Origin of the sequence: Sphingopyxis sp. YF1 (assembly GCF_022701295.1) — a bacterium.
Classification (GTDB): Bacteria; Pseudomonadota; Alphaproteobacteria; order Sphingomonadales; family Sphingomonadaceae; genus Sphingopyxis.
Map to the genome: position 1 here is coordinate 1,488,296 of NZ_CP033204.1, position 12,351 is coordinate 1,500,646.

The 12,351-nt window shown below is 65.9% G+C and carries 11 protein-coding genes; 5 read left to right on the top strand and 6 right to left on the bottom strand.

Translation table 11 applies throughout. From position 1 onward, the window contains the following. The first annotated feature begins 107 nt into the window (after positions 1-107). The 5 genes from hisI to EAO27_RS07240 all read left to right on the top strand — a co-directional run bounded on the left by hisI (position 108) and on the right by EAO27_RS07240 (position 5,268). A complete protein-coding gene (hisI, locus tag EAO27_RS07220) occupies positions 108-488 on the top strand; it encodes a phosphoribosyl-AMP cyclohydrolase (RefSeq protein WP_242778864.1) in 381 nt (126 codons plus the stop codon). Then, positions 475-1,002, top strand: a complete 528-nt coding sequence (locus EAO27_RS07225) for a hypothetical protein (protein WP_242778867.1) — start codon at positions 475-477, stop codon at positions 1,000-1,002. The genes hisI and EAO27_RS07225 overlap by 14 nt, the downstream gene beginning before the upstream one ends. A 66-nt stretch (positions 1,003-1,068) precedes the next feature. Then, entirely contained in the window at positions 1,069-1,500 is a 432-nt protein-coding gene (locus EAO27_RS07230; protein WP_242778870.1) for a MerR family DNA-binding transcriptional regulator, read from the top strand. 55 nt (positions 1,501-1,555) lie between these two features. Beyond that, entirely contained in the window at positions 1,556-3,358 is a 1,803-nt protein-coding gene (locus EAO27_RS07235) for an acyl-CoA dehydrogenase C-terminal domain-containing protein (RefSeq protein WP_242778873.1), read from the top strand. A 410-nt stretch (positions 3,359-3,768) separates the two neighbouring features. Continuing rightward, positions 3,769-5,268 carry a phospholipase D-like domain-containing protein gene (locus EAO27_RS07240; RefSeq protein WP_242778876.1) on the top strand — a complete coding sequence of 500 codons (1,500 nt, stop codon included), beginning with the start codon at positions 3,769-3,771 and terminating at the stop codon, positions 5,266-5,268. Positions 5,269-5,302: 34 nt separating this feature from the next. On the opposite strand, the gene EAO27_RS07245 is transcribed toward EAO27_RS07240, so the two are convergent. The 6 genes from EAO27_RS07245 to EAO27_RS07270 all read right to left on the bottom strand — a co-directional run bounded on the left by EAO27_RS07245 (position 5,303) and on the right by EAO27_RS07270 (position 12,214). Continuing rightward, positions 5,303-6,154 (bottom strand): CoA ester lyase, encoded by an 852-nt coding sequence (locus tag EAO27_RS07245; protein ID WP_242778879.1) that lies wholly within the window; start codon positions 6,152-6,154, stop codon positions 5,303-5,305. After that, positions 6,154-6,606: a MaoC family dehydratase gene (locus EAO27_RS07250; protein WP_242778882.1), complete on the bottom strand. Its 453-nt coding sequence runs from the start codon at positions 6,604-6,606 to the stop codon at positions 6,154-6,156. Before EAO27_RS07250 ends, EAO27_RS07245 begins: the two co-directional genes overlap by 1 nt. A 103-nt stretch (positions 6,607-6,709) precedes the next feature. Beyond that, positions 6,710-8,548 carry an acetyl/propionyl/methylcrotonyl-CoA carboxylase subunit alpha gene (locus EAO27_RS07255; RefSeq protein WP_242778885.1) on the bottom strand — a complete coding sequence of 613 codons (1,839 nt, stop codon included), beginning with the start codon at positions 8,546-8,548 and terminating at the stop codon, positions 6,710-6,712. Between the two features lie 17 nt (positions 8,549-8,565). After that, the gene (locus EAO27_RS07260) at positions 8,566-9,015 is read right to left on the bottom strand and encodes a hypothetical protein (protein WP_242778888.1); all 450 of its coding nucleotides are present in this window, start codon (positions 9,013-9,015) and stop codon (positions 8,566-8,568) included. Next, positions 9,012-10,610: a carboxyl transferase domain-containing protein gene (locus EAO27_RS07265; protein ID WP_242778891.1), complete on the bottom strand. Its 1,599-nt coding sequence runs from the start codon at positions 10,608-10,610 to the stop codon at positions 9,012-9,014. The genes EAO27_RS07260 and EAO27_RS07265 overlap by 4 nt, the downstream gene beginning before the upstream one ends. Then, positions 10,610-12,214: an AbgT family transporter gene (locus EAO27_RS07270; protein ID WP_242778894.1), complete on the bottom strand. Its 1,605-nt coding sequence runs from the start codon at positions 12,212-12,214 to the stop codon at positions 10,610-10,612. The genes EAO27_RS07265 and EAO27_RS07270 overlap by 1 nt, the downstream gene beginning before the upstream one ends. Positions 12,215-12,351: the final 137 nt, after the last annotated feature.

A 12,351-nucleotide genomic window follows, 5' to 3' on the forward strand; every position in this document is an offset into this window, starting at 1 on the left:
TCGGGGGCAGTGACTGCGGCGCATATAGGGAGGGGAAATGCAATTGTCGCCCCCCAAATGGGACTCTTGCGTGACAGCGGCGTCGCGGCTGGTTTAAGGCGTCGGGCATGACCGATCCGCGCGACAGTTCCGACCGTTTCGACCCGCGTTTCGACGCCGCGGGTCTCGTCACCGCCATCGTCGTCGATGCGGAGACGTCGATCCTGCTGATGGTCGCGCATATGAACGACGCGGCGATCCGGCTGACGCAGGAAACGGGGCAGGCGCATTTCTGGTCGCGGTCGCGCCAGTCGCTGTGGCGCAAGGGCGAGACATCGGGGAACGGGCTGAGCGTGACCGAGATGCGTGTGGATTGCGACCAGGACGCGCTGCTGCTGCGCGTGCGGCCCGCGGGCCCCGCGTGCCATACCGGGCGCCGGTCGTGCTTCTATCGCCGTATCGAGGCCGACGGGACGCTGACCTTTCTGGCCGACGATGCGCAGGGCTAGCGCGGCGCTGCTCATCCTGCTGCTCGCCGGTTGCGGACGCCCCGCGCCCGAGGCGAAGGCGGTCGACGAGGACAATCCGCTCGAACTGGCGGCGCGCGAGCGCGGTATCGTCCGCTCCGAATCCGCCGATCTCACCGGGGTGTTCGAGCGGCGGCACGACATCGGCCGCGATGCGATGTGCGTCGTGCCCGACGGGGCGGGGCGCTGGCGCTTTGCGCTGACCGCATCCTACGGCCCCGGCCTGTCGTGCGAGGCGCGCGGCAGCGCGGTGCGCGAGGGGCAGGGGTGGCGGCTCGATTTCGCCGGTGCCGAAGGGTGCAGCGCCGTGGTGCACGAAGACGAGGACGAATTGCGCCTGCCCGGGCGCCTGCCGCCGCAGTGCGAGAAGCTGTGTCCGAACCGGGCGTCGTTGTCGGGACTGCGCCTGCCGCGCGCGAGCTGGGCTGCGGCCGATGCAAGACACTTGCAGATGAAGGACAAGGACGGCAATATGGCGACGCCCTGCGGAAGCTGATCGGGGCGGATTCCGCAAAACCGGCGGCCTTGACGTTCACGTCAACGGAAACTAATCCTGTCCGCCATGACCGACGATTACGGCCACGCCCATATCGACACGCCCGATCATCTGGGGCGCGAGCAGTATAGCATCACCGACCTGTCCACCGAGTTCGGCGTCACCGCGCGCGCGCTCCGTTTCTACGAGGACGAGGGGCTGATCAGCCCTTCGCGCAAGGGCCTGTCGCGCATCTATTCGAAGCGCGATCGCGCGCGGCTGGCCTGGATATTGCGCGCCAAGCGCACGGGATTCAGCCTCGCCGACATTCGCGAGATGATCGACCTGTACGACGTCGGCGACAACCGCAAGCTTCAACGGCAGGTGACGATCGAAAAGTGCCAGCAACGCATTGCCTTGCTGCGCCGTCAGCGCGACGATATTGACAGCGCTGTAGATGAGCTGTCACGCTTCATCGATATGGTGAAGGAAGTCGATGCCGGCCACGAAGCCGGCTGAGCCTCTCCCCAGGCAAAGATCGATTGCTGGACCCCGCTTCTCAAAAGGATACCCCATGCCCGTCTATCGCGCTCCCGTGCAGGACACGCTCTTTCTCCTCAACGACGTGCTCGGCATCGAGCGCTACGCCAATCTGCCCGGTTTCGCCAACGCGACCCCCGACATGGTCGAGGCGGTGCTGAGCGAGGCGGGAAAATTCTGCGAGGAAGTGCTCTTCCCGATCAACTATTCGGGCGATCAGGAAGGCTGCACCCGCCACGAGGATGGGTCGGTGACGACCCCGGCGGGCTTCAAGGAAGCCTATAAGGCCTATTGCGACGCCGGTTGGGGGCTGCTGACCGCGCCCGAGGAATTCGGCGGTCAGGGACTGCCGCACGTGATCGGCTTTCCGGTCGAGGAATATCGCAACGCCGCCAACCAGGCCTTTGCGATGTATCCCGGCCTGTCGAGCGGCGCGACCGCCGCGATCCTCGTCAAGGGATCGGACGAGCAGAAGGCGGCCTATGTGCCCAGGATGGTGTCGGGCGAATGGACCGGCACGATGAACCTGACCGAGCCGCATTGCGGCACCGACCTCGGCCTCATCCGCACCCGCGCGGTTCCGAACGGCGACGGCAGCTATGCGGTGACGGGCACCAAGATCTTCATCTCGTCGGGCGAGCACGACCTGGCCGAGAACATCATTCATCTCGTTCTCGCCAAGACCCCCGACGCACCCGACAGCGTCAAGGGCATCTCGCTGTTCATCGTGCCCAAGTTCATCCTCAACGACGACGGTACGCCCGGCGAACGCAACACGCTGTCGTGCGGATCGATCGAGCACAAGATGGGCATCCACGCCAACGCGACCTGCGTGATGAACTACGACGGCGCGAAGGGCTGGATGGTCGGCGAGGAGAACAAGGGGCTCGCCGCGATGTTCATCATGATGAACGCCGCGCGCCTCGGCGTCGGCATCCAGGGGCTGGGGCAGGCCGACATCGCTTTCCAGAACGCCGTTCAATATGCCCAGGACCGCCGGCAGGGCCGCGCGCTGACCGGGCCGCAGGATCCGCAGGAAAAGGCCGATCCGCTGTTCGTCCACCCCGATGTGCGCCGCATGCTGATGGATGCCAAGGCGACCGTCGAAGGGCTGCGTGCGCTCTGCGTCTGGGGCGCGCTTCAGGTCGATCTCGCGCACGTCGCCGAGACCGAGGAAGCGCGGCAACAGGCCGACGACCTTGTCAGCCTGCTCACGCCCGTCATCAAGGGCTATGGCACCGACAAGGGCTACGACGTCGCGACCAACGCGCAGCAGGTCTTCGGGGGCCACGGCTACATCGAGGAACAGGGCATGAGCCAATATGTCCGCGATGCCCGCATCACGATGATCTACGAAGGCGCGAACGGCGTCCAGGCGATGGATCTTGTCGGTCGCAAGCTGGCCCAGAATGGCGGCCGCGCGATCCAGGCCTTTTTTGCGGTCGTCGACGGCGAAGCCGCGGCGGCCAGGGACAAGCCCGCCTTCGCCGACCTCGCGGGACGCCTCGAAAAGGCGAACGGCGAACTCAAGGCGGCGACGATGTGGTTCATGGCAAACGGCATGACCAATCCCAACAATGTCGGCGCGGGCGCGCATCACTATATGCACCTCACCGGCATCGTCGCGCTGGGCCTGATGTGGCTGCGCATGGCCGAGGCGGCGCAAAAGGCACTCGACGAGGGGCGCGGCAACAAGGCTTTCCTCGAAGCGAAGCTGGTCACGGCGCGCCATTTCGGCGAACGCTTCATGCCCGATGCCGGTGCGCTGCGCCGCAAGATCGAGGCCGGAAGCGACGCGATGATGGCGCTCAGCCCGGAACAATTCCACGCGGCCTGACGGCGGCGCCCGACCGGAAATATCCTCCCTGTCGCGTAGCGACGGGGAGGGGGAGCGTTCGCGCAGCGAATGAGGGTGGAGGGGCTGCGACGTCGCGTCCTTGCCCCTCCGCTACCCCCCCATGGCTTCGCCACAAGGAGGATTGTGCCTGCGTTCGCCCGAAACCCGCGGTTCAACCGGCCTGGCAAATAGTCCTTTCCTAATAAATCCCGGCATGATCTACCCTGCGCGATGACAAGGTCGCCAACACCGCAGAATCGCCGTTCAACGCGACCTCGTTGCTCCCCGCCTGAAGCGACAAAGGAGACATTCCGGATGCGTGCGTCCGTATCTTTTTTCTCCTTAAGGGCATTTTGGGATCCGGCACGGGCGACCCGCAACCAAATCTGCCGCGGCGCGTCTCAGCGGGCATGAGCGAGGGCGAACTCACCCCGATCGTTGTCGAGGGCCGCAACTGCTGGCGGATCGAACGCGCCGACAAGGCACGGATGATCGTCGATGCGTGCGACTATTTTGCGCTGCTCAAGGATCTGATGGAGGGCGCGAGGGAGCGCATCCTGCTGATCGGATGGGATTTCGACCCGCGCATCGCACTTTGTCCCGACGCGGAGGGGAAGGGCGAGGCGCTGGGCCATTTTCTGCTCCGGCTCGCGCACGAGCGCCCGAAACGCGATATCGACATCCTCCGCTGGAATTTCGGCGGGCTGAAACAATATCTTTCGCCCGCCATCGTCGCGATGATCCTGCGCTGGAAGGTGACGCGCGCGATCAGCTTTCGGATGGACAGCGCGCATCCCTTCGGATGCAGCCACCATCAGAAGGTGGCGGTGTTCGACGATCATCTCGCCGTGTGCGGCGGCATCGACGTTGCGGCCCAGCGCTGGGATACGCGCGATCATCTGGACGGCGATGCGCGCCGCACCGGCCCCGACGGCAAAGCCTATATGCCGTGGCATGACTCGACGATGATTCTGGCGGGCGCGGTGGGCGGCGCGCTGGCCGAACTCGGAAACGAGCGCTGGCAGCGCGCGACGAAGAAGCCGTTGCGTGAGGTGAAGGGCGACGGCGAGAATTGGCCCGAGGGACTGGAGCCCGATTTCTTCGGCGTCGATGTCGCCATCTCGCGGACCCGTGCGGAATATGGCGGCTATGCGGAAGTCCGCGAGATCGAACAGCTCTATCTCGACATGATCGCCGCGGCGGATCGCTTCATCTATTTCGAAAACCAGTATTTCACCTCGGCCAAGATCGCGGCGGCGATCGCCGAGCGGCTGGACGAGGATGATCCGCCCGAATTCGTCATGGTGATGCCCAGGCAAGCCGACGGCTGGCTCGAACAGATGGCGATGGATGCCGCGCGGGTGCAACTGGTGCGTGCGGTCGCGAAGGCCAGACACGGCAATCGCCTGTGCGTCTATGTCCCGCATACAGCGGAGGGCGAGGCCATCTATGTCCACGCCAAGACCGCGATCGTCGACGATCGCCTGATCCGCGTCGGATCGGCGAACCTCAACAATCGCTCGATGGGGCTCGACAGCGAATGCGATGTCACGATCGACGCCGCCCTGCCGGCCAACACCGGGGTCGAGCCGACGATCAGGCGGCTACGCGAATCGCTGATCGCCGAACATCTGGGCGTCGAGCCGGTGGCGGTGGGCCGGCAATATGAAGCGACCGGCTCGCTGATCGACGCGATCGAGGCGCTGCGCGGCGACGGCCGCTCGCTCGAACGCCTCGATCTGATCGAACCGGGGCCGTTCGATCAATATATCGCCGAGCATGAGCTGCTCGATCCCGAAAGCCCCGATGCGATGTTCGAGAATATCCCCGAACGCGGGCTGAGGAAGAACTGGCATCGCGGCAAGGCGTGGATGCGCCGGCACCGGCCTTTCAGGCGGAATGCGGGCTAAACCCCCGACACAAGCGGAGCCCGGAGCTGGACGTTCAATCCGCCAGCGACAGGATATGCCGTGCCTGCTTCAGGTGCGGCGCGTCGATCATCTTCCCGTCGATCTGGAGCACACCCGCCCCCGGGTTGGCGGCGAAGGCATCGACGATCGCCTGCGCCTGCGCGACTTCGTCCGCGGCCGGGGTGAAGGCCGCGTTGATCGGTGCGACCTGCGACGGATGGATCGCCATCATGCCCGTAAAGCCGTCGCGGCGAGCCCGCGCGGCATAGGCGGCGAGCCCGGCCTCGTCCTTGATCGCGGGAAACACGGTGTCGATCGCGGCGACGCCCGCGCCGTGCGCGGCGAAAAGCGTCAGCGCGCGCGCGACCTGATAGGGTTCGGTATAGCGGCCGTCGGCCTCGCGGCTCGTCGTCGCCCCGATCGCCGCAGGCAGGTCTTCGGCGCCCCAGGTGAGGCCGATCAGCCGGTCCTTCACGTCGCGGTAGCTGCCGAGCGTGAAGATCGCCGCGGGGGTCTCGGTCGCGATCGGCAGGATCGCCGGGAGCGATGCATCGGCCGCCGATTCGCTGCGCAGGATCGTGTCGAGTTGCTGGATGCTCGGTGCGCCCTCGGCCTTGGGCAGCATGATCGCGTCGGGCCGCGCACCGACGATCGCCGCGACGTCGGCGGCGGTCAGATGCCCGTCGAGCGGGTTGACGCGCACCAGCGTGATCACCTCGCGCTCGCCGCCCAGATAGTCGGCCACCGCATGGCGCGCGGCTTCCTTGTTGGCGGGCGACACCGAATCCTCGAGGTCGAGGATGATTGCATCGGCGCCCGACGCCGCGGCCTTGGCGAAGCGTTCGGGGCGGTCGCCGGGGACGAAAAGGAGCGAGCGAAGGCGCATCAGGCGACTTTCTTCTTGAGCAGCGCGGAGCGTTCGCACTGGCAGACGATTTCATCGCGCTGGTTGATCGCGCGGTGGAGGAAGGTCACGATACCCGCATTCGGCCGCGATTTGGACTCCTTGAGACCGATGACCTCGGATTCGGCGCGAAGCGTGTCGCCGATGAATACCGGTTTCGGCATCACGAGCTTGTCGTACCCCAGGTTCGCGACCAGCGTGCCGAGCGTGGTGTCGCCCACCGACAGTCCGACCATCAGGCTGAAGGTGAAGGTGCCGTTGACGAGGATCTGCCCGAACTCGGACGCCTTCGCCGCCTCGATGTCGAGGTGCAGGGGCTGCGGATTGTGCGTCATCGTCGTGAACAGCAGATTGTCGGTCTCGGTGACGGTACGGCGGATGTCGTGCGTCAGCGTGTCGCCGATGGTCCATTCGTCGAAATATTTGCCGGCCATATGGACTCCGTTCGCCCTGAGCTTGTCGAAGGGCTGTTCTGTCTTGCAAGATTAGAAGAAAGGACGGTGCTTCGACAAGCTCAGCACGACCGGGGAAAGGAAATCACTCTTCCTTCTCGATCCGCACCAGCAAGGCCTCGACCTGCACCTGTCCGCCGGCGACCGCGTTGAGTTCGGCCACGACGCCGTCGAACGGCGCGGTCAGGCTGTGTTCCATCTTCATCGCTTCGAGCGTGAGCAATTTCTGCCCCTTGGTTACCCGGTCGCCCGCCGCGACCTCGACCGCGATGACCTTGCCCGGCATCGGCGAGAGGATCGCCCCGTCGCCGCCCGCACCGCCAGCGCCGCCTTCGGCGCGCCAAGGCATGAGCTGCCATACCGAGCCGCTTTCCGCGACGAGCATCGCGGGGGCCGGTTGTTCGGCGCCGGGGCCGTGGAGCGTCACCTCGACACGCTTGCCGTCGAGCAGGAAGGGCGCAACGCGTACGTCGGGCGCGTTGAGGCGGAAGCCCGCTTGCAATGAACGCGGCGTCATCGCCATTGCTGCGTTGGTCAGCGCCTGCACCGACGGTTCGGGCTCGGCGGTCATGCTGTCGCCGTCGCGGCCGATGAGGCCGGTGTCGACGCTGCCCGCGACGAAATCGGGATGATCGAGCGCGTTGATCAGGAACGCCGAATTGCTCTTCACCGGCCAGATCGCGCTGTCGGCGAGCATCTCCGACAACAGCTCACGCGCCTCCTCGCGGTCTTCGCCCCAGGCGATGACCTTGGCGATCATCGGGTCATAGAAGGGCGACACCTCGGCGCCTTCATAGACGCCGGTGTCGACCCGGCCGCTGTGCTCGGGAAGCTGGAACAGCTCGAGCGTGCCGATCGACGGCAGGAAACCCTTGGCGGGATCCTCGGCATAGAGCCGCGCTTCCATCGCCCAGCCGTTGATCGCGAGCTGCTCCTGCGTCAACGGGATCGGCTCGCCCGACGCAACGCGCAGCTGCCATTCGACGAGATCGACGCCGGTGATCTCTTCGGTCACCGGATGCTCGACCTGCAGCCGCGTGTTCATTTCCATGAACCAGATGCGGTCGGCGCGCAGGCCCTCCGACGCGTCGGCGATGAACTCGATCGTGCCTGCGCCGACATAATCGACCGCCTTCGCGGCGCGGACCGCGGCGGCGCAGAGCTTGGCGCGCGTCTTTTCGTCCATGCCGGGGGCAGGGGCTTCCTCGATCACCTTCTGGTGGCGGCGCTGGAGCGAGCAGTCGCGCTCGAACAGGTGGACGACGTTGCCGTGCGTGTCGCCGAACACCTGCACCTCGATATGGCGCGGGGTCAGGATATATTTCTCGATCAGCACATGATCGTTGCCGAACGACGCAGCCGCCTCGCGCTGGCACGAGGCGAGCGCGTCAGCGAAGTCGGCCGCGGCATCGACCTTGCGCATCCCCTTGCCGCCACCCCCCGCGACGGCCTTGATCAGCACCGGGTAGCCGATCCCGGCCGCCTGTTCGGCAAGGAAGGCGGGGTCCTGATTCTCGCCCATATAGCCCGGCGTCACGGGCACGCCGGCTTCGGCCATCAGCTTCTTGGCGGCGTCCTTGAGACCCATCGCCGTGATCGACGAAGGTTTCGGCCCGACCCAGATGAGCCCGGCGTCCGCCACCGCCTGTGCAAATTCGGCATTTTCCGACAGGAAGCCATAGCCCGGATGGATCGCCTCGGCGCCGGTCGCCTTGGCGGCGGCGATGATCTTCTCGCCGATCAGATAGGATTCGCGCGCCGGCGACGGCCCGATATGCACCGCCTCGTCGGCCTCGCGCACATGCAATGCCCTGGCATCGGCGTCCGAATAGACCGCAACGGTGCGAATGCCCATCTCGCGTGCGGTGCGGATGATACGGCAGGCGATCTCGCCACGATTGGCGATGAGGAGGGAGGTGATCATGTTGTCCAATGCGCCTTTCAAATCTGTCCGGTGTCGCGCCAGGCCAGCGGAATGCTTTTCTTGTCGGTCAGATAGTCGACGAAAATGGTCGTCAGGTCCTTCAGGCTGAACGTTGCGGTGTTCTGCCGTCCGGGCCTGTCGTCGATGATGTCATAGAGCGGTCCGGGCGGTCCCGATCGTGACTGCACGAGATAGCCGCCAAGCACGGCTTCGGCGGTGATGAAGCATCGATCGCATGTCTCGACGCTGATTTCCTCGCACTGAACCTTGCCGAAACAGGGCTGGATCGCTTTTTTGAGCTGCTGCGCGCTGCGAACGCTGATTTCACGACTGGTCCCGTCGGTGGTGATGATGGTTAGCGTTGCGGGCGTGAAGGCGGAGGCATGAGCGGCGGGCGACATCGCGCCCAGCGACCCGAGCAGCAGGGCGTAAAGAACCGGCTTTGAAGGTCGGGACATCGCCATCACATCCGGAACACGCCGAAGCTGCGGTCCTCGACCGGCGCGTTCAGCGTTGCCGCGAAAGCCAGCCCCAGCACGTCGCGTGTCTGCGCGGGGTCGATGATGCCATCGTCCCACAGGCGCGCAGTGGCGTGGTACGGATTGCCCTCATCCTCATATTTCTGGCGGATCGGCGCCTTGAAGGCTTCGGCCTCTTCGGGCGTCCATTTGTCGGCGTCGCGGTGAACGGTTGCCAGCACCGACGCCGCCTGTTCGCCGCCCATCACGCTGATCCGCGCATTGGGCCAGGTGAACAGGAAGCGTGGGCTGTAGGCGCGCCCGCACATGCCGTAATTGCCCGCACCGAAGCTGCCGCCGATCAGCACGGTGATCTTCGGCACGGTCGCGGTGGCGACCGCGGTGACGAGTTTTGCGCCATGCTTCGCAATGCCCTCGGCCTCATATTTGCCGCCGACCATGAAGCCCGAGATATTCTGGAGGAAGAGCAGGGGAATGCGCCGCTGCTGCGCCAGCTCGATGAAATGCGCGCCCTTGACCGCAGACTCGCTGAACAGCACACCATTGTTGGCGAGGATCGCGACGGGGATGCCCCAGATGTGCGCGAAGCCGCACACCAGCGATGCGCCGTAATTTGCCTTGAACTCGTGGAACTCGCTGCCGTCGATGATCCGTGCGATTACTTCGTGCACGTCATAGGGCGCGCGGACATCGTCGGGGATGATGCCGTAGAGTTCTGCCGGATCATATCTGGGCGGACGCGGTTCCTTCACCGCGACCGCGAAGCCGTCGTCGGCGCCGAGGTGCGACACGATGTCGCGCACGATCGTCAGCGCATGCTCGTCATTCTCGGCGAGGTGGTCGACCACGCCCGATTTCTTCGCGTGCAGGTCGCCGCCGCCCAGATCCTCGGCGCTGATCTCCTCGCCCGTCGCGGCCTTGACCAGCGGCGGGCCGGCAAGGAAGATCGTGCCCTGGTTGCGGACGATCACCGTCTCGTCGCTCATCGCGGGAACATAAGCGCCGCCCGCGGTACAGCTTCCCATCACGCACGCAATCTGCGGGATACGCTTCGCCGACATATTCGCCTGGTTGAAGAAGATGCGCCCGAAATGGTCGCGGTCGGGAAAGACCTGGTCCTGATGCGGCAGGTTCGCGCCGCCGCTGTCGACGAGGTAGATGCACGGCAGGCGGTTCGCCTCGGCGATCTCCTGCGCCCGCAGGTGCTTCTTCACCGTCATCGGGTAATAGGTGCCGCCCTTCACCGTCGCGTCGTTGCACACGATCATCGCCTGCCGCCCCGACACGCGCCCAATGCCCGCGATCATGCCCGCGCCTGGAACCTCACCCTCGTACATGTCGCACGCGGCGAGCTGGCCGATCTCGAGAAAGGGCGAGCCCGGATCGAGCAGCCGTTCGACGCGCTCGCGCGGCAGCAGCTTGCCGCGGCTGGTGTGGCGTTCGCGCGACTTGGCGTTGCCGCCGAGCCCGGCTTCGGCGACGCGCGCGTAGAGCGCGTCGCGCAGCGCGCGATTGTGCGCCGCGCGGGCCTGCACCTGCGGGTCGTCGGGGTTATACTGGGTCGAAAGGACCGGAGCGGACATCAATTGCTCTCCACGGGAATGGTGTAATGGACCTGCGCGCCGGGGCCGAGCGGCAGGTCGAGCATGACCCAACCGACCGTCATCGATATGCCGGCGACCATGAAAATCAGTGCATAGGGCAGCATCAGCGCGAGCAGCGAGCCGACCCCCATCGACTTGTCCCACCGCTGGCTGAACGCGAGGATCAGCGGGAAATAGCTCATCAGCGGGGTCATGATATTGGTGTAGCTGTCGCCCATGCGATAGGCCGCGGTGGTCATCTCGGGGCTGATGCCGAGCAGCATGAACATCGGCACCACGACCGGGGACAGCGCGCTCCACTTCGCCGAGGCCGAACCGATGAACAGGTCGAGGAAGGAGGAGAGGAGCAGCACGCTGACCAGCAGCAGCGCGGCGGGCAGCGCCAGCTCGGCGAGGGTCTCGGCGCCGTTGATCGCGATGATCGGGCCGATCCGCGACCAGTTGAACATCGCGACGAAATGCGCGGCGAAGAAGACGAAGACCAGATAGGGTGCCATGGTGCGGACGCCGTGCTGCATCATGTCCATCACGTCGGCGGCCGATTTCACCGTCCCCGCGGCGCGGCCAAAGGCGGTGCCGGTGAGCAGGAAGAGGAGGAAGAAGCCCGCGATCAGCGAGGCATAGAGCGGCTGGAGCCGGGCGGTGCCCTCGGCCTCCTCGTTGATGAAGGGGGTATAGCCCGGCCACAGCGCCAGCGCGGCGAAACCGGCGATCAGCAGCAGCGCGGCAAGCCCGGCACGGCGCAGGCCCTGGCGTTCGTCCGGCGTCACCTCGGTCTTGTCGAGGTCGGCGCGCAGGTCGGCATCGACGACGCCGTTCCAGGCGCCGAGCCGCGGCTCGACGATGCGGTCGGTTACGCACCAGATGATCGGGGTGAACAGGACCACGATCCCCAGGATGAAATACCAGTTGCCGAGCGGGTTCATCGTCCAGCCGGGTTCGACGATACGCGCGGCTTCCTGGGTGAAGCCGAGCAGCAGCACGTCGATCTGCCCGGGCATCAGATTGCCGGCATAGCCGCCCGACACCGCGGCGAAAGCGGCGGCGAGCCCGGCGAGCGGGTGGCGCCCGGCGACCGCGAAGATGATCGCCGCGAGCGGGATGAACACGACATAGGCGGCGTCGGAGGCGTGGTGCGATACCATGCCGATCACCGCGGCGATCGGGGTCAGCAAGGCCTTGTGCGCGTTGCGCAGCGACAGGCGGATCAGCGCCGAGAACAGCCCCGACCGCTCGGCGACCGCGGCGCTCATCATGATCGTCAGCACCAGCCCGAGCGGCGCGAAGCCGGCAAAGGTGCGCGGCATTTCGGTGAACAGCCGCGCGATATTCGCCTCGGAAAAGAGGCTCGACGCGCGATAGGTCAGCACGCCGTTCGCCAGCTCGGCATGCTCGGGCGCCTTTTCGCCCGGATAGGGCAGCGACGCCGACCAGCCCATCGCCGCGCCGAGCGCCGAGACGAGCATCAGGATGAAGATCAGATAGATGAAGATGATCGTCGGGTCGGGCAGCAGATTGCCCGCGCGCTCGACAAAACCCAGAAAGCCGCGCTGGCGGTCGGGGCGGGCGCTCGCGCTGTTCATTCGGCGGCCCCTTGCGTGCGGCCACAGCGCGTGGCGCGGCCGTTCGCGGTTGCCGGAAATCTTGCGATAACGTCCATGTTTCTCCCTTTGTCCGGCCGGGGGTAGCCGGTCGCTCGTCGATTGGAAAGCGCCGCAGG